A 22805-nucleotide genomic window follows, 5' to 3' on the forward strand; every position below is an offset into this window, starting at 1 on the left:
CTCGTCCGTTCATCCATCGCGGCTACAAGGCGAGCGTAAACGGCAGCAACAGTGCATTCACCAGCAGCAAGCCGAAGAAAAGGATCGCGATGGCTGCGGAGATGCTGCGTGACCGTGCGCGCCCTGGTCCCGCCGTTCGCCGTGTCCACAGGAAACCTGCCCCCATGCCGAGCACCGCCAGCCCGGAAAACACGCTCTCCGCGGTCAGTGCGGCCGGGTAGGACACGGCGGGGGTGGTGTTGAAGCTTTCGATGAACGGAAGCGATTCCATTTCCCGGGCTGCCGGCGCTGGCGCAGCCGCGGGAGCCGGCTGTGCCATCACCTGCGCGATCAGGACCGCTTGCGGAGCAGGCAATGCTGCCGCCGGTGATGGATCCGGCACGGGCTGCGCAGTCGTCTCTTCATGAGCGGCGGTCAGTGCCTGGGGCGGCACCGGGGTCGGCGGGATAGGCGAGATAGGCGAGATAGGCGAGATGACTGCGGTGGCCGGCGTAGCTGGTGTGGACGAGGCCTTCGGCACCTTGGCCCGGGGCGGCGTGGGGACAGGCCGCTCCGAAGCAGTTTTCATCGAGTCCCGTTCCCGCCAGAACTTTGCGAACAGGCTTTCCAGGCAGCGCGCCGAGTCGCACGCATCACGCCGCGCACGCCACGCCGAGATGTCGCCATCGTCGATCCTGCCCTTGCGCAACATCCGCTGCTGCTCGGCGTAGATTTTCTCGTAGCGGTCGGACAACCGGGACGAATCGCAGATCAGCCCGTGGCGCTGGCGCGGCCTGGGCTCGTCAGTGGCAACAATCGTGCATCGCACGCCGGAACCGTCCGGATTGAAGCAGCGGACCGTGGATTCGCCCGGCGGCGACTTGCATGCGATGTCGGAGGCCCATGCACCGCCGACGCCGAAAAGGCACGCAGCAACACCTGCTGCAACCACCGAAACCAGGCGCCCAAGGATCCTTTCCATCATGTTGCCCCATCGTGAATCGGCCCAAGGCTTTCAAGCTAGTCGCTAGTTGGTGGGTCATACAAGTGTCGGTTTTCGCAAGGCTGCACAAGCGCACATGGTGCCTGGCTACGTGGGCTTTCATGTGGGTGTACGAACACTTTGCGTGGATGGCACCGGTGATTCAGGCCGGGCGCGCCATCGCGGCGGTTCCGGCCTGCGGGCACTGCCCGGCCGTTATTCGACCGCGATACCCTTGTCGCGGATGACCTTGCCCCACTTGGCATAGTCCGCGCGGATGCGCTGGCTCATCTGCGCCGGCGCCTGGTAGCTGGCGATGGCGCCCGCCTTCAGCAGTTTGTCCTGCACGTCCTTGTCGGCCAGGATCTTGCCGACTTCGCCGGAGATGCGGTCGACCACGTCCTTGGGCGTGCCCGGGGGCGCCAGCAGGCCGCCCCAGGACACTGCGTCATAACCCTTGAAGCCCTGCTCCGCAATGGTCTTGACGTCGGGCAGCATGGCGACGCGCTGCGGCGAGCCGACGGCGATGGCGCGCAGCTTGCCGGCCTGGATGTGCGGCAGCGCCGCGACCAGGTCGGCATACATGATGGGCACTTGCCCGCCGATGGTGTCGCTGATCGCCGGCACGCCGCCCTTATAGGGCACGTGCTGCATCTCGAAGCCGCCCATCTGCTTGAGCAGTTCCATGCTCAGGTGGCCGAAGCTGCCGGCGCCCGAACTGGTGTAGTTGAGCTTGCCCGGCTGCGCCTTGGCCTGCGCGATCAGCTTGGACAGGTCGGTCACGTTGGGCAGCAGCGTCGGGTTGACCACCACTACGATGGGCAGGTCATAGACCGTGGCCACCGGCGTGAAATCCTTGGTGGTGTCGTATCCCGCCTTCTTGTACAGGAACGGCGCCAGCAGCGTCGGCGTGGCCAGCATCATCAGCGTGTAGCCGTCCGGCGCGCTCTTGGCGACCTGGGCCGCGGCGATGGAGCCCGACGCGCCGGCGCGGTTTTCCACCACCACCGGCTGCTTGAGGGCTTCGCCCAGCTTCTGGCCGACGATGCGCGATGCGGTATCCGTGGGCCCGCCCGGCGGGAACGGCACGACCAGCTTGATGGGCTTGGCCGGCCACGATTGGGCGAAGGCGCCGCTGGCCAGCAGCGGTGCGGCGGCCAGCGCCAGGAGCGCGCGGCGGCGGGAGTGAACCATACGGGTAATGTCTCGAATACGCACTTTCATGTTCCAGTTGAATCAGCGCAAGGCAATCCAGCCCCCTTGCCGGGCGCGCTGCGCGTGGGCCATGGCCTGCATGGCACGACGCGCGGCGCGAATGCTCAGGCGGACGCGGGCGCGTCCGGCAGCGTCAGCACGCCGCTGGCCTGCAGCGCCTGCAGCTGCTCATCGCTCATCTGCAGCAGGTTTTGCAGCACGGCACGCGTGCCTTCGCCCAGCGTGGGCGGCGCGCTGCGGATCGGCAGGCGCTGGCCATCGAGCCGGTAAGGCGGCGCGAACACATGGGTGGTGCCGGCGACCGGGTGCGGCATCTCGCGCAGCAGGCCGCCCTGGCGCGTGCGCTCGCTGGTGAGGGCCTCGTGCAGCCCGGCCACCTTGCCGCACGGAATGCCGCAGGCGCTCATGCGTTCGAGCAGCAGGTCGCGCGCAAAGCTGCGGATCAGGCCCGTGATCAGCGGGGTCAGCGTCTCGCGGTTCCTGGCGCGCTCCACATTGGTGGCATAGCGCGGATCCTCGACGATGTCCGGACGCTCGATCACCTGGCGGCAGAACTTGTCGAACTGGCTGTTGTTGCCGACCGCAATGATCAGCGGGCCATCGGCGGCCTCGAACATGCCGTAGGGCACGATCGACGGGTGGGCATTGCCGTAGCGGGCCGGATCGCGGCCCAGCAGCATGGCGTCCAGGCCGTAGTAGCCGGTCACCATCAGGCCGCAGTCGTAGAGCGCCATCTCGATCAGCTGGCCCTTGCCCTTGCGTTCGCGGCGGAACAGTGCCGCCAGCACGGCCTGCGCGGCGTACATGCCGGTCATCAGGTCCACCACGGCCACGCCAAACTTCAGTGGCGGCGTGTCCGCTTCGCCGTTGAGCGCCATCAGCCCGGCTTCGCCCTGGATCACCAGGTCGTAGCCGGGGCGCTTGGCCTCGGGGCCGCTGCTGTTGTAGCCGGAGACCGCGCAATAGATCAGCTCGGGTTTGATGGCCTTGAGCTGCTCGTAGCCCAGGCCCAGCTTCTCGGCGCCGCCGGTCTTGAAGTTGTGGATGACCACGTCGAACTGCGGCAACAGGTCATAGACGATCTGCACGCCTTCCTTGCTCTGCAGGTCCAGCGTGATCGACCGCTTGTTGCGGTTCATGCTGTTGAAGTACGTGGTCTCGGTCTTGCCGATGCGCATGCCCCAGTCGCGCGTATCGTCGCCGCGGCCCGGGTGCTCGACCTTGACGACTTCGGCGCCGAAGTCGGCCAGGACCTGGCCGCACAGCGGGCCGGCGAACACACGCGACAGATCGAGTACGCGCACGCCCTCAAGCGGGAAGTCGATGCCTTGGGATGATTCGGGCGTCTGCAAGTCTGTCTCCTTGGGCTGTTTCGGGGTACGAGCCGTCTTTGGGAAATCGTAGCCCATGCCGGGCTGGCGGCACGCATGGCAGGCGTGGCCGTGGTGTGGCGCCATGGTGTGGCGCGGTCAGCCCATCATTCTTGCTTGGATAAATAGCCTATACAATCCCAATCGACATTGACAAAATGTTCAATGGAATTTGACAACGCGCCGAGCCAGGGTCCCAAATGCATGGCGCCCGGGCATCCGACGATGGTCGAATGCCCGGGCGCCATGCTTGCTTCACATTTGCCGGTAGTTACCTGCCTGCTTCAGTGGCTGGCTCCCTCCACCGCGCCGATGCCGGTCTCGGAGCGCAGCTCCTGCGCCTCGAAGCCGGCCTTGTCCACGCGGGCCCGCGTGGACTTGTCGGTCACCGAGAAGAACCAGATCCCCAGGAAACCGGCCGTCATCGAGAACAGCGCCGGCGACGTGTACGGGAACGGCGCGCTGCTGAAGTGGAACACGTCCACCCACACCGCCTGCGACAGGATGGTCAGCACCACCGCCGACAACAGCCCGATAAAGCCGCCAACCGTGGCGCCGCGCGTGGTGCAGCCCCTCCACAGCACCGACATGAACAGCACCGGGAAGTTGGCCGACGCCGCCACGGCAAACGCCAGCGACACCATGAAGGCGATGTTCTGCTTCTCGAACACGATGCCAAGCACCACCGCGACCAGGCCGAGGATGATGGTGGTGATGCGCGACACGCGCAGTTCGACCGAACTCGTTGCCTGTCCCTTCTTGAAGACCGTGGCATAGAGATCGTGCGAGACGGCCGAGGCGCCGGCAAGCGTCAGGCCCGCGACCACCGCGAGGATGGTGGCAAAGGCCACGGCGGAGATGAAGCCGAGGAACACGTTGCCGCCCACCGCGCTGGCCAGGTGCACCGCCGCCATGTTGATGCCGCCCAGCAACTTGCCACTGCCGTCCTGGAAGCTCGCGTTGGTGCCCACCAGCACGATCGCGCCGAAGCCGATGATAAAGGTCAGGATGTAGAAGTATCCGATCCACGTGGTGGCCCAGAACACCGACTTGCGCGCCTCCTTGGCATTGGGCACGGTAAAGAAGCGCATCAGCACGTGCGGCAGGCCGGCGGTGCCGAACATCAGCGCAATGCCGAACGAGATCGCGGAGATCGGGTCCTTGATAAAGTTGCCCGGGCTCATGATCGATTCCTGCTTGGCATGGACCTCCACCGCCTTGGCGAACAGCGCCTCGGGGCTGAAGTGATACTGCGCCAGCACCATGAATGCCATGAACGAGGCCCCGCCCAGCAGCAGGCACGCCTTGATGATCTGCACCCAGGTGGTCGCGGTCATGCCGCCGAACAGCACGTACACCATCATCAGCGCGCCGACGATGACCACGGCGACCCAGTATTCCAGCCCGAACAGCAGCTTGATCAGCTGCCCCGCGCCGACCATCTGCGCGATCAGGTAGAACGCCACCACCACCAGCGTGCCCGATGCCGCGAACGCGCGCACCGGCGCCTGCTTGAAGCGGTATGCGGCGACGTCGGCAAAGGTGAAGCGGCCCAGGTTGCGCAGCCGTTCGGCCATCAGGAACGTAATCACCGGCCAGCCCACCAGGAAGCCGATCGAATAGATCAGGCCGTCATAGCCGTTGGCATACACCGCAGCGGAGATGCCCAGGAACGACGCCGCCGACATGAAGTCGCCGGCGATCGCCAGGCCGTTCTGGAAGCCGGTGATGCCGCCGCCGCCCGTGTAGAACGCAGCGGCCGACTTGGTCTTGGACGCGGCCCACTTGGTGATGTACAGCGTGCCGAGCACGAACACCACGAACATGCCGATGGCGGTCCAGTTGGTCGGCTGGCGCACGGCCTGCCCCATGTCGCCGCCGGCGGCGAACACGCCCGCCGACAGCAGCAGCGCCGCGGCGCCGAGAATTGCGTGGCGGGCGTTCATGCGACCTCCCGCTTGATACGTTCGGTCAGCTCGTCGTAGGTGCGGTTGGCATGCTGCACATACAGCCCGGTGATGAGCACCGTGAACACGATCACGAACAGCCCGATCGGCATGCCCCACGTCATCACGCCCTCGCCCATCTTCCTGGCCAGCAGTTCCTTGTCGAAGGCGATCAACAGCACGTAGCCGTAGTAGATCACCAGCATTGCCGCGGTCAGCAGCCAGCCTAGGCGCGAACGCCTGCGCACCAGCTGCAGATAATTGGGATTGGCCTTCAGTCGCCTGACCAGATCTTCATGCATTCCTGTCTCCTGCCATCTATGCGTGGTCTTGCCGGACGCACCCGCGGCGGGACGCCGCGAGTCCGTGCTGCATAAGGTAATGGCCGCCCCTTACCTGCTTCTTACACGGGACGGAAATCGGCACCGGGTAAACGCTGAGTGAGGCGCGGGACAGGAGGCTCCGTGGCGATGCAGGTTGTTGGTTGGCATGGGCGAAGCATGCGCCGCAAGTCGGGCCGCGCCCAACACTCTTGTCATGGACGAACGGCATTTCCCCGGGTAGCGGGACGTCGGCGGCATTTTCTTCCCGCTGCATCCGGTGGCATGGCTCCTGCGTAAATGCAAGCGGACGCTGCAGCGTTCTGCCCTCTTGTTACCGTTCATCGGAGTACCGCCATGATTCGACAGTTCGCTCACACGTTCCTTGCCACCGCCGCGATCGCAGTGGCCTGCACCGCCAGCATCGCCCATGCCGCCACGCCGCGCGACAGCGGGCACGCCGGCGACAAGTACGGCTATTCCTTCCGGGTCGACATGCGTGATGCATATAGCGACAGCGCACGCGCCGGCCGCTTCGACGTGTTCGCCGAAGGCGCCAGCACCGAGGCTCCGTCCGCCAATGCGCAGTCTCTCTATGGCATGGACCGCAGCGGTGTATCTGCTGATCCGGCGCGCAAGTTCGACGTCCATTCCGACGGTGCACTGGCAGGCATGGACCGCAGCGGTGTATCTGCTGACCCGGCGCGCAAGTTCGACGTCCATTCCGACGGTGCACTGGCAGGCATGGACCGCAGCGGTGTATCTGCTGACCCGGCGCGCAAGTTCGACGTCTATTCCGACGGTGCACTGGCAGGCATGGACCGCAGTGGTGTATCGGCTGACCCGGCGCGCAAGTTCAACATCTATTCCGATGGGGCATTGGCGTAAGCAATGCCAGTATGGCCTAGCCGTACTTTCCGCCCGGCAGCGCCATCTCGATTGCGCTGATCAGTTCCTGCAGGCGCAGCGGCTTCGCGCACACCGCATCGAAGCCGCTTTCCATTGCCAGGCGCCGGTCCTGCTGGCGCGTGAAGGCAGTCAGGGCGATGGCCGGCACGCGCGCACGCGAGCCGATCACCTCCTGCGCGCGCACTTCGCGGATCAGTTCATTGCCGTCGCGGCCAGGCAAGCCGATGTCGCTGATGATCAGGTCCGGCGTGGCGTTCGCCATCTGCGCCAGGGCGTCGTCGCTGTCGCGCGCGCTGCGGACATGGGCGCCAAAGCCGGCCAGGATGGCAGTGAGGGCGGCGGCCGCATCGCTGTCGTCTTCCACCAGCACGATATCGAGTCCGTCCAGCCGCGTTGCGCTCTCGGGTGCGCCGTGGTCAGTGCCGCCGGCAGCTTCTGCCTCCACTGGCTCGGTGCCCGGCGCCAGCAGCGGGATGGCAATTTCAAAGGTGGCGCCGCGGCCGACCCCCTCGCTGCAGGCCTGCACGATGCCGCCATGCATCTCGGCCAGGCGCTTGACGATCGCCAGCCCGAGGCCCAGCCCGCCCTGCACGCGACGATCGGGGCCGTCGCTCTGGGTAAAGCGGTCGAACAGGAACGGCAGGAATTCCGGATCGATGCCGCGGCCCGCGTCGACCACGGACACGCTCAGCGTTTCCGCATCGGACTTCGCGATCACGCGGACGGTGGCGCCTTCAGGCGAGAACTTGATCGCGTTGGAGATGAGGTTCCACAGGATCTGCTGGAAGCGCGCCGGATCGAGCCACGCAGCCTGCGCCAGGTCCGGGGCGATCTGCGCCTCCAGCGACAACAGCTTCTCGCTGGCCATCAGTTGCATGCTGTCGAGTGCGGCGCGGATGAGGGTGGCCGGGTTCGCCATCTCGCGTTCCAGCTTCATCTTGCCGACATTGAGCAGCGACACGTCGACCAGGTCGGCCACCAGCCGCTGCTGGATGGCGACATTGCGCTCGATCGCGGCCAGCCCGCGGCGTCCTTCGTCCGTGCTCACGTGGCGGCCCAGCACATGGGTCCAGACGGAGATCACATTGAGCGGGTTGCGCAGCTCGTGCGAGAGGATGGCGATGAACTCGTCCTTCATGCGGTTCACGCGTTCGACGCCGGCACGCGCCGCCTGTTCGCGCTCGATCAGCTGCTCCTGCTGGCGTTCAAGGTGCAGCCGAGCGGTAGCATCAGCCACGACCGCGACCCGGTCGCCCGATGGCGTGGTAGGGGAAATGCTCCAGTCGAGGTGGACCGGCGCGCCCTCCGCGTCGAGCAGCGGGAACGATCCCTGCCAGCCCTCGTCCGCGGACACAGTGGCTTCGGCGGCGCGCGCGGCGAAGTCGCCGGGCGCGAGCGCGGTGACGGGCCGCCCGAGCAGGTCAGAGGCGGGCCTGCGCAGGAGCGTCAGCATGGCGGGATTGACGTCGACCAGCTGGCCGCGAGAGTCAAGCACGCAGATGCCGCTGGTGGCCTGCTGGTAGATCGCGCGCAGGCGTGCCTCGCTCTCGCGCAACGAGCGCTCGGCCGCGGCGGCGCGGGCCAGCGCCGAGACCGTGGCAATCAGCACCTCCGGCTCGGCGGGATGGATCAGGTAGGCCGTGGCGCCGGCATTCAGCCCGCGCGCCTTGTCGTAATCCTGCACGTAGGTGGCTGACAAATGGATCACCGGCAGCGTCGCGGTATCCGGGTCGGCACGCAGCTGTTCGCACACCTGGATGCCGTCGATATCGGGCAGGTTGACGTCGAGCACCATCACGGAAATGCCCGGCGTCCGCGCCAGGCGCAATGCGTCCAGCCCGCAATCGGCCTCGATTGTGTGGAACCCGGCGTTCTTGAGCACGCGTACGGTTGAATAGCGAGTGACCGGATTGTCGTCGACGACCAGTACGCGCGGAGGCGACGCGGAGGGTGCTGCCTGCTGCGTGGATAGCGGGTCCATGATCATGCCTTTGCCGCGCCCGCCGCCGGTGCCGCCGGATAGGTGAGCGGCAGCGTGACATAGAAGCGCGAGCCCACATCGACTTCGCTCTCGAAACCGACCCGCCCCCCGAGCACCTCGGCCAGCCGCTTGCTGAGCGCAAGGCCAAGCCCGGAGCCGCGCAGGCGGCGCTGCAGCGGCGAATCGATCTGGATGAAATCCTGGAAGACCGCGCCGTGCATCGCCGCCGGGATGCCGATGCCGGTGTCCTTGACCGAGAACATGACCTCGCCCTCGCCCACCAGCCTCGCGGAAACGCGGACTTCGCCGCGCGGCGTGAACTTGAGCGCGTTGGAGATGAAGTTGCGCAGGATCTGCGACAGCTTGCGGTCGTCGCTGTAGAGGGTCGGCACCTCGTGCGGTTCTTCGAAGATCAGCGACACCTCGGGATTGGTCAGCACCGGCTTGAACATGCCGCGCAGCGTATCGAACAGCGCGACCATGTCGAACCATGCCGGCGACACGTCGACCCTGCCCGCTTCGAGCTTGGCCAGGTCGAGCAGGTCGTTGACCATGTCGGCAAACTCCGCGGCGGTCTCGCGCACGAACATCACCTGCCGTTCCTGCTCGGTGGTGAGCGGACCGTCCACGCGATCGATCAGCAGGCGGGTGATGCTCTGGATCGCGACGATGGGGGTGCGGAACTCATGGCTCATGTAGGCCAGGAAGCGGCTTTTCAGTTCGGTTGCCTGGCGCAGCTGTTCCGCCTGGATGTCCAGTTCCGCATACAGCGCCAGCACGCCGCGGTTGGTTTCCTCCAGTTCCGCGCGCAGGCCCTCGCATTCGCGGGTCTTGACGTCCAGTGCCTCGCGCAGTTCGTCGGGGCTCAGCGGGGTGTCCGGCGGCAAGCGGGAGTAGTCGTGGCTGGCCATGCTTAATCCTCGGCGCGGCGGATCACGAGCACGGTGGCGTCATCCCGGCCCCGGCCGAACTTCCACACGATAAACGCGGCGATCAGCGTGGGGTCGTGCCGCAACAGGCTGGCATCGTCCAGTTGCCAGCGCGACTGCACGCCATCCGAGAACAGGATCACCAGTGCATGGGCCGGCCAATCCAGCACCTGCTCCTGGATGGTATGCACCTGGATTCCGGCGGTGCCATGCTGCGGCAGCAGCGTGCGGTCTGCCGTGCCGGAAATAACGCGGCCCATCACATTGCCGGCCCCGGCGAAATGGATCTGGTTGCCGCGCAGGTCCAGCCGCGCCGCGCTGACCGCCGCGCCGCGCGTGCTGCGCAGTGCCGTGTGGGCGTGTTCGATGACCTGGGACGGGCTGGCGCAGGGCATTTCGGCAAACGCCGCCAGCGCGGCCCTGGCTGCGTCGGCGGCCAGCGGGCCATGACCGAGGCCGTCGGCCAGCACCACGTCGGCGCCGCCATCGTGCTGTGCGATGGCCCAGCCGTCGCCGCTGACCTGCTCGCCGGGTGCGGCCAGGCACACCGCCCCGATCATGCAGCCGCCCACCGGCACCGCGCGCACCGGGCACCCGCCCGGCTCGCGGTCGCGGTAGAACCGCGCCAGGATGACACTGCCCTGGCCGAAGCGGCTGACGATATCGAAGTCGTCGGCCATGCGCTGGACGGCGCCCAGCCCCTGCCCGGCGCTGCCCGCGCTGGAATAGCCGTCGCGCATGCAGGCCTGCGGATCGTGCATGCCGGGCCCGTTGTCCAGCGAGATCAGCTCGATCAGCATGCCGTCGCCAGCGGCGCGGGCGCCAATGAACATCCGGCCGCCGACGGCATGGCGTACCAGGTTGCTGCAAAGCTCGTTCGCCACCACGGCGATCCGGCCCGCCAGCACGCTGTCGAAGGCCAGCCGCGCGCACAGGTCGGCCGCGAGCCGGCGGGCTTCGCCAACCCGGCTGGCGTCGTCCATGGGCAGCACGGCGGCGGGACCCTGTTCGCTACTTCCACCGAGTGACACTGACACAGGTTCCCTCCCCGACTTGGGTGCGGATGGAGAAATCGTTGACCAGCCGGCGGCTGCCGGACAGGCCCATGCCCAGGCCATTGCCGGTGGTCCAGCCATCGGTCAGCGCCAGGTCTACGTCACGGATGCCGGGGCCCTTGTCCTCGAAATGCAGCCGCAGGCCGCGGCGACCGCCTTCGTCGATGAATTCCCAGCGCATTTCGCCGCCATGGCCGTGCACCACGGCATTGCGGGCCAGTTCGCTGGCCGCCGTAATCATCTTAGTCTGCTCGACCAGCGAGAACTGCAACTGGCCGGTCAGCGTACGCACGACGGAACGGGCCTGCACGACATCGCGCTCGTCGCGCAGCGGGATCGTTCCGGTGGTGCCGAGCGCGGATTGCGTCACCTGAGCTCACCTCGCTGCGCCTTTTCCAGCAACGCCATGCCGCGCTCGACGTTGAGCGCGGTCCTGACGCCGCTCAGGGGCAGTCCCAGTTCCACCAGCGTGATCGCCACGGCCGGGCGGATGCCAACCACGACCGTGGCCGCGCCCAGGATGCGGGCGATGTCGGAAATGCCGATGAACATGCGGCCGATAAACGAATCGACCATTTCCAGCGCCGACACGTCGATCAGCACGCCGCGCGCCGTGTTCTGCTCGATGCTGGCCGCCAGGTCTTCCTGCAGCCGCAGCGCGGTCTGGTCCTGCATGTCGATCTGGATCGTGACCAGCAGGTAGGACCCCATCCGCAGGATCGGAATGCGCTCCATGCGTGTGCCTCCGGTCAGGGGACCGGCTGGCGGGACACGGTGTGCCCCGTCAGCCGCATGGCGGTGGCCAGCGCGTCGGCCAGCGTCGCCTTGGTCACGATGTCCTGCAGGTCGATGCCCAGATGCACGATGGTCTGCGCAATCTGCGGCCGGATCCCGCTGATGATGCTCTCCGCGCCCATCAGCCGGATCGCGGTCACCGTCTTCAGCAGGTGCTGGGCCACCAGCGTGTCGACCGTCGGCACGCCGGTGATGTCGATGATGGCCAGCGTGGAGCCGGTTTCGACGATGCGCTGCAGCAGGGTTTCCAGCACCAGCTGGGCACGGCTGCTGTCCAGCGTGCCGATCAGCGGTATCGCCAGCACCCCTTCCCACAGCTTGATCACCGGCGTCGACAGCTCGAGCAGTTCCTGCTGCTGGCGCCGGATCATGTCCTCGCGGCTGCGCTGGTAGGTGGACATGGTCCACTGCGCCATCCGATCGACGATGGCGGACGCTGCCCAGATCACTTCGATCTGCGCTTCCAGGTTGCTGCGGTCGCGCTGCAGCGCCTCGAAGATCGGCCGTTTGAGCGACAGCACGAAGCCGCTGGTCACGTCCGCGGTCTCGCCTTGCGCGGCACGCGAGGCCGACAGGTCGGCGAGCGCCTTGCGCAGGTCGGCGAACGGCGCCTGCTCGAAGCCGCCCGCATCGCCATTGGCGTGCAAGGCTGCCTGGAGGCTTCGCAGGATGGAGCGCTGCTCGCTGGCAAGATTGCCGGTGAAGCCGCGGCCGCCGGACAACGACTGGTATTCGGTAGCCCAGCTATCGGCCAGGTTCTCGGCTTCGGCGTGCAACAGGTCGGCAAGGCGCTGGTTTTCTGGACGCATGGGCATGGCGAAAGTTGTAAGCGATGCACAGGAGACAAAGGACTCGGTGTCAGTGCATTCTAGGAGGGATTGATAGCTCACTCCACGTTACATCGCGCCCTGCAAAACAAAGACGGGCGCAGCCGTGTGCACTGCCGTGCACGGCTGCGCCCGTCCGGGCCTGTCCTATGCCCGATGGCTGATGGCTACTTCAGATCGGCAAACCGCTTGCCGCGCGCCGCCAGGTCCGCCAGCAACGGCGCGGGCCGGAACTCCTCGCCGAGCATTTCCTCGTACTGCCGCAGCGTGCGCACCACCTTGTCCAGCCCGATGGTGTCGGCATAGAACATCGGGCCGCCCCGGTATACCGGCCAGCCATAGCCGTTGTTCCAGATCACATCGATATCGGACGCCCGCAGCGCCTTGCCCTCCTGCAGGATCTTCGCGCCCTCGTTGATCATCGGGAAAACGCAGCGCTCCAGGATTTCCTGGTCGGATACCGCGCGGCGGGTGCGGCCCTGGCGCGTGGCAAAGTCGCGGATCACCCGCTCCACCACCGGCGACGGCCGCGCGTTGCGCTGCGCGTCGTAGTCATAGTAGCCCGCGCCGGTCTTCTGGCCGCGCCGGTCCATCTCGCAAAGGATCTCGCGCAGCGTCGATCCGGTCGAACGCTCGCGCACCCAGCCCAGGTCCAGTCCCGCCAGGTCGCTCATCGCGAACGGGCCCATCGGGAAGCCGAAGTCATACAGCACGCGGTCGATGTCCCACGGCAGCGCACCCTCCAGCGCCAGCCGTTGCGCCTCGCGCTGCCGCTGCGCCAGCATCCGGTTGCCGACGAAGCCGGGGCAGACGCCCACCAGCGCCGCGACCTTGCAGATCTTGCGGGCCAGTTCCATCGACGTGCGCACCACGGGCTTCGCGGTCTTCTCGCCGCGCACCACTTCCAGCAGCTTCATCACATTGGCCGGCGAGAAGAAATGCAGCCCGATCACGGCTTCGGGACGCGACGTGGCCGCGGCGATCTCGTCGACATCCAGCGCCGAGGTATTGGTGGCCAGGATGGCGCCCGGCTTCACGATCCGGTCGAGCCGGCCGAACAGCTCCTTCTTGACTTCCATGTTCTCGAACACGGCTTCGATCACCAGGTCGGCTTCGGCCAGTTGCTGCAGGTCCAGCGTGGGCGTCAGCAGCGCCATGCGTGCCTCGACCTCGGCGGCGCCCAGGCGCCCCTTCTTCATGGTGTTGTCGTAGTTCGCGCGGATGGTGCGCAGCCCGCGGTCGAGCGCCTGCTGCGTGGTCTCGACGATGGTGACCGGCATGCCTGCGTTGAGGAAGTTCATGGCGATGCCGCCGCCCATGGTGCCTGCGCCGACGATGCCGACCCTGGCCACGGGGGTAGCCGGCACATCGGCGCCGATGTCGGGCACGTTCCAGACCTGGCGCGAGGCAAAGAAGACGTAGCGCTGCGCGGCGGACTGCGTGCCCCCCATCAACGCCTGGAACAGCTCGCGCTCGCGCCGCAGCCCTTCGTCAAAGGGCAGTTCGACCGCCGCCTCGATGCAGCGGATATTGGCCTCGGGCGCCTCGAAGCCGCGGAAGCGGCGCGCGTTGGCCTTGCGGAAGGCGGCGAACAGTTCGCCCTGGCCGCGCGCGGGGGCGATCCTGTCGTCAAGGTCGCGCACCTTGCGCAGCGGCCGCTGCTCCTCGACGATCCGGCGCGCGAAGGCGATCGCATCGGCGCGCAGCGTGGCATCGTCGGCAAGCGTGTCGAGCAGGCCCATCTCGGCGGCCTCGGGCGCGGGCACATGGGTGCCGTAGGCGACCATTTCCAGCGCCCTTTCCGCGCCGACCAGCCGGGGCAGCCGCTGCGTGCCGCCTGCGCCTGGCAACAGCCCGAGATGGACTTCGGGCAGGCCGCATTTCGCGCTGCGCGCGGCAATGCGGTAATGGCATACCAGCGCCACCTCCAGCCCGCCGCCGAGCGCGGTGCCGTGGATGGCGGCGACCACGGGCTTGGGGCTGTTCTCGATGGCAGCCTGCACCTCGGGCAGCCCGGGCGGCACGAACGGCTTGCCGAACTCGGTGATATCGGCGCCGGCAATGAAGGTCTTGCCGGCACAGGCCAGCACGATGCCCTGCACAGCCGGATCGGCGATGCAGCGCTCGATTCCCTGCAGGACGCCGGCGCGCACCGCGGCGGACAGCGCGTTGACGGGCGGCGAATCGACGGTCAGCACGGCGATATTGCCGTCCACGGCCAGGCTGGTGACTGCGTTGATGGCGGTCATGCAAGCTCCTTGAACTTTCGGGGAAAGGGGAATCGGCTGGCCAGGCATGCCTCAGTCACGCAGCCCGGCCACGTCGTCGGTGTGGTCCGGCCGGTTCCGGCGCGAGCGCGGATCGGCAATGCGAAATGCCAGTACGAAGGCGGCCAGCTTGACCGCGATGGCCACGACGAAGACCAGCGGGAAGTGCACCGACTGGGCTAGCAGCCCGCCGATCACCGGACCGACGGCCATCATGCTGAACGTGGCCGTGTCGGAAACCGCGAGCAGCATCGGCCGGTCCTTGCGCGCCCCGAACTCCATCACCAGGTTGTCCGCCGAGATAAAGAGGCCGCCGAAGCCCGCGCCCAGCCCGCAGAACGCCAGCAGGAAGCCCGGCAGCGTGGCGCACTCCAGCAGCCACGCCGTGGCGGCGACCCACGTGGCGATACTGGCCAGGAACACCACCCGGTAGCCATGCCTGTCTGCGACGCGGCCCCAGGCGAGATTGCTGCCCGTCTGCGCCAGCAGGTAGGCCAGGCTCAGGTACCCGAGCGTGGCGCCATCCAGCCCCAGCAGCCGGCCGGCGTAGATCGCATAGAACGGCATCGCCATCATGCCCAGTGCCACCAGTGCCCGCGCCAGGAAAAAGCGCACGAAATCCCGGTCGGCTGCCAGCAGCGCCGGCAACTCACGCACGCGCCGGCCGAAGCCCGCGCGCACGCGCACGTCGTGCAGCGCCGGCTCGCGCATGCCCGCCAGCGCCGAGATCCCCAGGCTGGTCAGCACGAAGGCGGCCAGGAAGGTGGCGGCATAGCCGTTGCCGAACACATCGTTGCCGACCAGGTAGCGCCCGCCCATCCACGCCACCGCCGCCGCGGTGAGGCCGCCGAAGAAATTGCGCAGCGCAGTCAGCCGCCCGCGCCGTGCCAGCGGGATGATCTTGGAGGTCAGGTAGTTGAAGCTGACGTTCTGCACGCCGTTGAGCAGCCCGAACAGCAGCAGGAAAGCCGCCGCGGCCACCAGCGCGCCGCGCCCGCTCAGCAGCAGCGCCGACAGCCCCAGCCCCAGGATCTGGCCGCGCACCAGCCAGCCCACCAGATAGATCAGCGGCATCACGCGCTGGCGATGCTCGATCAGCGTCGCGCCCCAGATCGACGAGGCTGCCATGCCGGCATACTGGGCCGCGAGCACGAGGCCGACGGTGAGTTTCGAACCCGACAGCAGGTACAGGTAAGCGGGCACGAAGGTGGGCGCGGTCACCAGCCGGAAACCGGTCATGCCAAGCATCCCATGAATCAGGAACGCCTTCGCGTTGCGCGGCAGGTGGCGGTCGACATGGTCGCGGAAATGCTGTTCGGCGCGCTGCTGCTCCGCCTCCGCGGCTTCGCCCAGCAGCGCGCCGCTTATGCCGGCCTGCGTTGTCACGTTGTCTCCCGCTGTGGGTCCGGCCCAATGGTCGATGCCGGATGTTTTTTCGTATTTTTGGTATGGCTGCGATAAATGCTAGCACATGCGTTCGTTTTTCGAGCATGGCGACCTTGAGCAGTTTCGAAACTAGGGAATCGAGGCGGCGAGCTGGCATCGAAAGCGGGGAGGCGAGCCCTTCCAAGGCGGTCGCAATGCGGCACGAGTCCCGCGATTTTGGCCATACATGCCATGAAAATTCCGCATGCTCGTGCACGTTTGCTGCACGGCATTAGCGCGGCGATGCCTTTGCCGTGGCTGCTTCCAGTCCCATCGTGGCTCTTCCCTCCATTTCCTGATGACAGCGCTCTGCCGTCCATTTTAGGTTTTGGAGTATTGACGATGCCAGAAGCCGCTTGTATAAAAGTTCCTGCCGCTGCGTAGCTGTCGACCGTTTTTCGAAAACCAAGACTGCTGTTGCAGTGCCCCTGATTCTGCCGGCCGCCAGGCAACAGCGCAGGACACGGGCCCACAGGCGCACAACTAGGAGACGAGCTTGGACGCACTGGAAACGTTCCGGCAGCAGGCACACGCCTGGCTGGAGGCCAATTGCCCCCCTGAGATGCGCCTGCCGATGCAGGACGAGGACGACATCTGCTGGGGCGGCCGCAAGTTCCGCTACCAGTCCGAGGCGCAGCGGCTGTGGCTGCAGCGGATGGCTGAACAGGGCTGGACCGTGCCGGAATGGCCGCGCGAGTATGGCGGCGCCGGATTGAGCGCGGCCGAGGCACGGGTGCTGCGCGCCGAGATGCAGCGGCTGCACTGCCGCGTGCCGCTGCAGAGCTTCGGCATCTCCATGCTCGGGCCCGCGCTGCTGAAATACGGCACCGAGGCGCAGAAGCGCGAACACCTGCCCAGGATTGCGCGCGGCGAAATCCGCTGGTGCCAGGGCTATTCCGAACCCAACGCCGGCTCCGACCTGGCCGCGCTGCAGACGCGCGCCGAAGAGCACGGCGACCATTTTGTGGTCAACGGCCAGAAGATCTGGACCTCGTATGCCGACAAGGCCGACTGGATCTTCTGCCTGGTGCGCACCGATTTCGCGGCGCAGAAGCACACCGGCATCAGCTTCCTGCTGTTCGACATGGCGTCGCCGGGCGTCTCGACCCGCCCGATCGTGCTGATCTCCGGCAAGTCGCCCTTCTGCGAGACCTTCTTCGACGACGTCAAGGTGCCGCGCCACCAGCTGGTCGGCGAGCTCAACGGTGGCTGGGCCATCGCCAAGTACCTGCTGACGCATGAGCGCGAGATGATCAGCGCGATCGGCAGCCGCGGCTTCCGCCAGCCGCTGGGGCGCCATGCCGCCAAGGCAATTGGCGTGGACGAGCGCCACCGGCTCGACGACCCGGTGCTGCGCGCGCAGATCGCCCGCTTCGAGGTCGACGAGGCCGCCTTCGCCGCGGCCGGCGAGCGCGCCCGCGACCTGGCGCGGCAAGGCGAAGGCATGGCCGCGTTCTCGTCCGTGCTGAAGTACTACGGCGCGGAACTGAACAAGCGGCGCTACGAGCTGCTGATGTCGGTCGGCGGCACCGATGCACTCGAATGGGAAGGCCCGCGCAGCCAGGAAGGCGCGCTGGCGCGGGCATGGCTGCGCACCAAGGCGAATTCGATCGAGGGCGGCACCAGCGAGGTCCAGCTCAATATCGTCGCCAAGCGCCTGCTCGGCCTGCCCGGCGCCTGAGCCGCCGCGCCATCCTCCACGACCCAACATCTGCCAGACGCCGCCATGCCCATCGTATTGACCGACACGCAGGAGATGCTGCGCGACAGCGCCATGACGTTCCTGCAAGAGAACGCCCCGATCTCCGCGCTGCGCAAGCTGCGCGACACCCGCGACCCCGTCGGCTTCTCGCGCGAGCTGTGGCAGCGCTGCGCCGCGCTGGGCTTTGCCGGGGTAATGATCGACGAGGCCTACGGCGGCAGCGGTCTCGGCGCGGTCGAGGCCGGCGTGATCGCGGAAGCGATCGGCACCACGCTCGCGCCGCTGCCCTTCCTGTCCACCGCCGTGCTTGGCGCATCGCTGGTCGGCCTGTATGGCAACGACAGCCAGCGCAGCGCGCTGCTGCCGGCGCTCGCCGCGGGGCGGCACCTGATGGCTTTGGCGCTGGATGAAACCGCCCGGCACCGGCCCGAGCGCATCGCCACGCAGGTGCGGCGCGACGCGGACGGCTATGTGCTTGATGGCAGCAAGGCCTTCGTGGTCGATGGCCATGTGGCCGATACGCTGGTGGTCGCCGCGCGCACGGGCGCCGCCGGCGCGAGCGACGGCGTCTCGCTGTTCCTGGTCCCGCGCGACCACGCCGGCGTACAGGTGGAACGGTCCGTGCTGGCCGATGCCACCAATGCCGCGCGCATCGTCTTCGACGCCGCGCGGGTGCCGGCCGACGCCCTGCTGGGCGACGAGGGTGCCGGGGCGCAAATGCTGGAGCGCGTGCTGGACATCGCCCGCGCGGTGCTGTCGTCGGAACTGCTCGGCATCGCGGATTCCTCGTTCGCGCGCACGCTGGCGTACCTGAAGGAACGCAGGCAGTTCGGCAAGGCCATCGGCGAATTCCAGGCGCTGCAGCACCGCGCCGCGCATCTCTTTGCCCAGATCGAACTGGCGCGCGCCGCGGTGCTGCGTTGCCAGCAGCGGCTCGACGAAGGCAACGCCGACGGTCCCGAGCCGCTGGTCTGCGTGGCCAAGGCCAAGGCCGGCGATACCGCCACGCTGGCGGTGCAGGAAGGCGTGCAGATGCACGGCGGCATCGGCATGACCGACGAATTCGATATCGGCTTCTTCATGAAGCGCGCCCGCACCGCGCAGGAATGGCTGGGCGACGCGAACTGGCAGCTCGACCGCTGGGCCACGCTGCGCGGCTACTGAGCGGCTACTGAGCGGCTGAGAAGCTGAGAGATTCGGCCCCATCCGCAGGGGCCTGCAGGACATCACGCAACATTGAGGCGGCAACGGACGCCCCGGTTGCGGCGCCACGCGCCCGCACCGGCCCGACCGCCAGCAAGGAGGCAGCATGTCGGCAAGTCCCCGGGCACCAGCATTCCCCGCATTCACGCTAGCGACCGCAATGGCTGGCGGCACGCCACCATGCCGGCCCATGCACGGAGGCCGGCCATGAGCGCCTATCTCCTGCGCCGCCTGCTGGCGCTGCTGCCGACGCTGGTCTTCGCCAGCATCATCGTGTTCGCCATCGTGCGGCTGGTGCCGGGCGACGTGGTCGACCTGATGCTGAGCCAGAACGACATCAGCGCCGATACGCGCACCCGCGAAGACCTGGTCAATGCGCTCGGCCTCGACCGCCCGATGTGGGAGCAGTACCTGCACTGGGTCGGCAATATCGTGCTGCATGGCGACCTGGGGCAGTCGCTGTGGCAAGGCGAGCCGGTGCTGAGGATGGTGATGGCGCGCATTCCCGCGACCTTCTCGCTGGGTGTGCTGGCACTGGCCGTGGCGCTGACGGTGGCGCTGCCGATCGGCGTGCTGTCGGCGATCCGCCAGGACACCGCGGCGGACTATGTGGCGCGTTCCTTCTCGATCCTGATGCTGGCAGTGCCCAGCTTCTGGCTGGGCACGATGGTGATGGTGTTCCCGTCGGTCTGGTGGGGCTGGTCGCCCGAAGTGCGCTACGTCCCCTTCCTGGAGGACCCGGTGCAGCATGTCAGGCAGATGCTGGTGCCGGCCATCGTGCTCGGCATGGCGCTGTCGGCGATCACCATGCGCATGACGCGCACCATGATGCTGGAGGTGCTGCGCCAGGACTATATCCGCACCGCGTGGGCCAAGGGCCTGAACGAGCCGCTGGTGATCCTGCGGCATGCGCTGCGCAATGCGCTGATCCCGGTGGTGACGCTGGTCGGCCTGCAGGCGCCGCTGCTGATCGGCGGCGCGGTGGTGATCGAGCAGATCTTCGTGGTGCCGGGCATGGGCTTGCTGCTGCTCGATGCCGTGCACCAGCGCGACTATCCGCTGATCACCGGCATCTTCCTCGTGGTCGGCGTCGCGGTGATGCTGATCAACCTGCTCGTCGACCTGAGCTATGGCCTGTTCGACCCCAAAGTGAGGCACCGCTGATGGCACCCCCGACCGTCGATCCGCACGCCGCTTCCGCCACCCTGCCTGGCGCCCTGCCCCGCTCCGGCCGGCAACGCCAGCCTCGCTTCGCGCTGCTGCGGCGGCTGTTCCGCGACAAGCCCCTGGGCGCCGCCGGCGCGGTGATCTGCGCGGTGTTCCTGTTCTGCGGCGTGTTCGCCGACCTGCTGGCGCCATATGGCATGAACGAGATCAACATGATGGCGCGGCTGCAGCCGCCCTCGTGGGCGCATCCGTTCGGCACCGACAATCTCGGCCGCGACATGTTCTCGCGCTGCCTGTACGGCGCCCGGCTGTCGGTAGTGATAGGGCTCTCGGCGGCAACGCTGGCCACGGCGATCTCGCTCGCGCTGGGCATCCTGACCGGCTACCTGGGCGGCAAGTTCGACCTGGTGGTGCAGCGCATGGTCGATGCCTGGATGAGCTTTCCCGACCTGGTGATCCTGATCGTGGTGGTGTCGGTGCTGGGCCCGGGCAGCTGGCAGATCGTCTGCACGCTGGGCCTGCTGCTCGGCATCGGCGGCTCGCGCATCGTGCGCAGCGCGGTGGTGTCGGTGCGCGAGAACATGTACGTGCATGCGGCGCAGTCGATGGGGGCGTCGACGGGCCGCATCCTGTGGCGCCACATCCTGCCCAACGTGCTGCCGCCGGTGATCGTGCTGTTCACCACGCGCGTGGGCACCGCGATCCTGGCGGAGTCGGGCCTGTCCTTCCTCGGCCTCGGCGTGCCGCCGCCGGCCCCGACCTGGGGCGGCATGCTGTCAGGCGACGGCCGCACCTTTATGTTCCAGGGCCCGTGGCTGGCGCTGGCGCCGGGCGCCTGCCTGACGATCGTCGTCTATGCGATCAACGTGTATGGCGATGCGCTGCGCGACCTGCTCGACCCGCGCATGCGGGGCAGCCGCTGAGAACAGCAGATTGACGAGCGGCCGGCATGACGAGCCGGCACATCATGATCCCCAAAGGAGCAGACGATGGTGCGCAGCGTGAAGACGGACGACAGGATGACGAGGGGGGCTTCCCTGGTGGCGATGGCGACGGCAATGGCCGCGGCCTTCGCCTGCGGCACGGCGGCCGCGCAGGCGGAAGCGCCGAAATATGGCGGCACCATTGAAGTCGGCTCGGTCTACCCCACCATCTCGGCATTGTCGTGGGACCTGGGCGACTGGAACTGGAAGCAGAACTACGACACCGGCCAGGTCTACGAGCAGCTCTTCGCCGCCGACCTGTCCAAGGCCCGCCGCAACGGCGGCAAGTACGCCTTCCAGGCCGACGCCTGGCTGCCCGAGGATGCCATCCGCGGCGAACTCGCCGAAAGCTGGAAATGGACCGACCCGCTTACGCTCGAGGTCAAGCTGCGCAAGAACGTACGCTTCCCGGCCAAGCCTGGCGTGATGGAAGAGCGCGAGCTGACGGCAGAAGACGTGGTGTTCAGCTACAGCCGCCAGAACGCCAGCGCCAAGAAGATTCCCACCTACTTCGACCACCTGAGCAAGGTCGAGGCCGTCGACAAGCATACGGTCGTGTTCCGCTTCAAGGAATTCAATGCGGAATGGGACTACCGCTTCGGCTGGGGCTACTACTCCGGCATCATGCCCAAGGAGGTCGCCACCGCGGGCGCCGCGAACTGGAAGAACGTCACCGGCTCCGGCCCGTTCACGCTGACCCAGTTCGTGCAGGGCAATTCCAGCACGTATGCGAAAAACGCGCAGTACTGGGACACCGAAAAGATCGGTGGCAAGGACTACAAGCTGCCCTTTGCCGACAAGGTCGTGCTGCGCACCGTCAAGGACGAGGCCACCCGCAACACCATGCTGCGCACCGGCAAGCTCGACGTGCTGGAAATGGTGCGCTGGACCGCCGTCGATGAACTGAAGAAGAGCGCGCCGCAACTCAAGTGGTCCCGCTGGCTGTCCTACACCGGGCAGTACCTGGCCCTGCGCGTCGACACCAGGCCGTTCAACGATATCCGCGTGCGCCGCGCGCTGAACATGGCGGTGAACAAGCAGGAGATCGTCAAGCAGTACTACGGCGGCAATGCCGAGTTGTTCGCCTATCCGCAGCACCCGGACTACACCGGCTATTTCGAGCCGCTGAGCGCGATGCCGGAATCGGTCAAGGAGCTGTTCACCTACAACCCGGAGAAGGCGAAGAAGCTGCTGGCCGAGGCCGGCTACCCGAAGGGCTTCAAGTTCAAGGTGCAGGTCTGCGCCTGCAGCCAGGACCATATGGAAATGCTGCCGCTGATCGCAGCGTACCTGGAGCAGGTAGGCGTGCGCATCGAGATCCAGCCGATGGAGTATGGCGCCTTCCTGTCGGCGATGACCACCAAGACCAATGCGCCGGGCTACATGATGAGCAACGGCCATACCAACCCGACCACGACGATCCGCAAGAGCTTCGTCGCCGGACAGGTGTGGAACGCCTCGCAGTGGAACGACCCCAGGTTCGATGCCCGCGTCAACCAGGCCTTCCAGATGCGCGACCTGGGCAAGCGCCAGGAAGCGCTGCGTGCCATGACGCGCGACATCCTGGCCGAAGCGCCGTATATCTGGCTGCCGACGCCCTACCTGTTCACCGCGTGGTGGCCGTGGGTCAAGAACTACGACGGCGAGCTGCGCGCCGGCGCGGTGCGCAATGGGCCCATTTATGCGCGCGCCTGGATCGACCAGGAGATGAAGAAGAAGCTCGGCTTCTGATCTTCCCACCGACAACCGG

General features: G+C 67.1%; 19 protein-coding genes. 6 read left to right on the plus strand and 13 right to left on the minus strand.

Annotated elements, in window-relative coordinates; translation table 11 throughout:
• Window positions 1-22: 22 nt before the first annotated feature.
• From E0W60_RS00665 to E0W60_RS00685, 5 genes are all read right to left on the minus strand, one after another.
• Window positions 23-964 carry a GntR family transcriptional regulator gene (locus tag E0W60_RS00665; RefSeq protein WP_135702666.1) on the minus strand — a complete coding sequence of 314 codons (942 nt, stop codon included), beginning with the start codon at window positions 962-964 and terminating at the stop codon, window positions 23-25.
• 213 nt (window positions 965-1177) lie between these two features.
• Entirely contained in the window at window positions 1178-2155 is a 978-nt protein-coding gene (locus tag E0W60_RS00670; protein ID WP_133094693.1) for a Bug family tripartite tricarboxylate transporter substrate binding protein, read from the minus strand.
• 125 nt (window positions 2156-2280) lie between these two features.
• Window positions 2281-3528, minus strand: coding sequence for a CaiB/BaiF CoA transferase family protein (locus tag E0W60_RS00675; RefSeq protein WP_135702667.1), 1248 nt, complete (start codon window positions 3526-3528; stop codon window positions 2281-2283).
• Window positions 3529-3830: 302 nt separating this feature from the next.
• Window positions 3831-5492, minus strand: coding sequence for a cation acetate symporter (locus E0W60_RS00680; protein ID WP_133094691.1), 1662 nt, complete (start codon window positions 5490-5492; stop codon window positions 3831-3833).
• Entirely contained in the window at window positions 5489-5794 is a 306-nt protein-coding gene (locus tag E0W60_RS00685; protein ID WP_133094690.1) for a DUF485 domain-containing protein, read from the minus strand. The genes E0W60_RS00680 and E0W60_RS00685 overlap by 4 nt, the downstream gene beginning before the upstream one ends.
• A gap of 375 nt (window positions 5795-6169) precedes the next feature.
• Between E0W60_RS00685 and E0W60_RS00690 the strand changes: the two genes are divergently transcribed.
• Complete coding sequence (locus E0W60_RS00690; RefSeq protein WP_135702668.1) at window positions 6170-6700, plus strand: hypothetical protein; 531 nt, start codon at window positions 6170-6172, stop codon at window positions 6698-6700.
• A gap of 16 nt (window positions 6701-6716) precedes the next feature.
• Here E0W60_RS00690 and E0W60_RS00695 read toward each other — a convergent pair whose 3' ends face one another.
• From E0W60_RS00695 to E0W60_RS00730, 8 genes are all read right to left on the minus strand, one after another.
• Window positions 6717-8702, minus strand: coding sequence for a hybrid sensor histidine kinase/response regulator (locus tag E0W60_RS00695; protein WP_135702669.1), 1986 nt, complete (start codon window positions 8700-8702; stop codon window positions 6717-6719).
• A gap of 2 nt (window positions 8703-8704) precedes the next feature.
• Window positions 8705-9613, minus strand: a complete 909-nt coding sequence (locus E0W60_RS00700) for a sensor histidine kinase (RefSeq protein WP_084254608.1) — start codon at window positions 9611-9613, stop codon at window positions 8705-8707.
• A 2-nt stretch (window positions 9614-9615) separates the two neighbouring features.
• Complete coding sequence (locus E0W60_RS00705) at window positions 9616-10614, minus strand: ATP-binding SpoIIE family protein phosphatase (RefSeq protein WP_135702670.1); 999 nt, start codon at window positions 10612-10614, stop codon at window positions 9616-9618.
• Between the two features lie 28 nt (window positions 10615-10642).
• Window positions 10643-11056 (minus strand): anti-sigma regulatory factor, encoded by a 414-nt coding sequence (locus tag E0W60_RS00710; RefSeq protein ID WP_063239230.1) that lies wholly within the window; start codon window positions 11054-11056, stop codon window positions 10643-10645.
• Window positions 11053-11421, minus strand: coding sequence for an STAS domain-containing protein (locus tag E0W60_RS00715; RefSeq protein WP_135702672.1), 369 nt, complete (start codon window positions 11419-11421; stop codon window positions 11053-11055). Before E0W60_RS00715 ends, E0W60_RS00710 begins: the two co-directional genes overlap by 4 nt.
• 14 nt (window positions 11422-11435) lie before the next feature.
• Window positions 11436-12290 (minus strand): STAS domain-containing protein, encoded by an 855-nt coding sequence (locus E0W60_RS00720; RefSeq protein WP_135703938.1) that lies wholly within the window; start codon window positions 12288-12290, stop codon window positions 11436-11438.
• Between the two features lie 185 nt (window positions 12291-12475).
• Window positions 12476-14557, minus strand: coding sequence for a 3-hydroxyacyl-CoA dehydrogenase NAD-binding domain-containing protein (locus E0W60_RS00725; protein WP_135702674.1), 2082 nt, complete (start codon window positions 14555-14557; stop codon window positions 12476-12478).
• 51 nt (window positions 14558-14608) lie between these two features.
• Window positions 14609-15961, minus strand: coding sequence for an MFS transporter (locus tag E0W60_RS00730; protein ID WP_135702676.1), 1353 nt, complete (start codon window positions 15959-15961; stop codon window positions 14609-14611).
• A gap of 535 nt (window positions 15962-16496) precedes the next feature.
• On the opposite strand from E0W60_RS00730, the gene E0W60_RS00735 reads away from it, so the two are divergent.
• The 5 genes from E0W60_RS00735 to E0W60_RS00755 all read left to right on the plus strand — a co-directional run bounded on the left by E0W60_RS00735 (window position 16497) and on the right by E0W60_RS00755 (window position 22786).
• Window positions 16497-17681 (plus strand): acyl-CoA dehydrogenase family protein, encoded by a 1185-nt coding sequence (locus tag E0W60_RS00735; protein ID WP_135702678.1) that lies wholly within the window; start codon window positions 16497-16499, stop codon window positions 17679-17681.
• Window positions 17682-17726: 45 nt separating this feature from the next.
• Window positions 17727-18866, plus strand: a complete 1140-nt coding sequence (locus E0W60_RS00740) for an acyl-CoA dehydrogenase family protein (protein ID WP_135702680.1) — start codon at window positions 17727-17729, stop codon at window positions 18864-18866.
• 246 nt (window positions 18867-19112) lie between these two features.
• A complete protein-coding gene (locus tag E0W60_RS00745) occupies window positions 19113-20069 on the plus strand; it encodes an ABC transporter permease (RefSeq protein ID WP_135702682.1) in 957 nt (318 codons plus the stop codon).
• Window positions 20069-20995, plus strand: coding sequence for an ABC transporter permease (locus E0W60_RS00750; protein ID WP_135702684.1), 927 nt, complete (start codon window positions 20069-20071; stop codon window positions 20993-20995). Before E0W60_RS00745 ends, E0W60_RS00750 begins: the two co-directional genes overlap by 1 nt.
• A gap of 135 nt (window positions 20996-21130) precedes the next feature.
• Complete coding sequence (locus tag E0W60_RS00755; protein ID WP_135703939.1) at window positions 21131-22786, plus strand: ABC transporter substrate-binding protein; 1656 nt, start codon at window positions 21131-21133, stop codon at window positions 22784-22786.
• The last annotated feature ends 19 nt before the right edge of the window (window positions 22787-22805 follow it).

This window comes from Cupriavidus oxalaticus (assembly GCF_004768545.1).
Lineage (GTDB): Bacteria > Pseudomonadota > Gammaproteobacteria > Burkholderiales > Burkholderiaceae > Cupriavidus > Cupriavidus oxalaticus_A.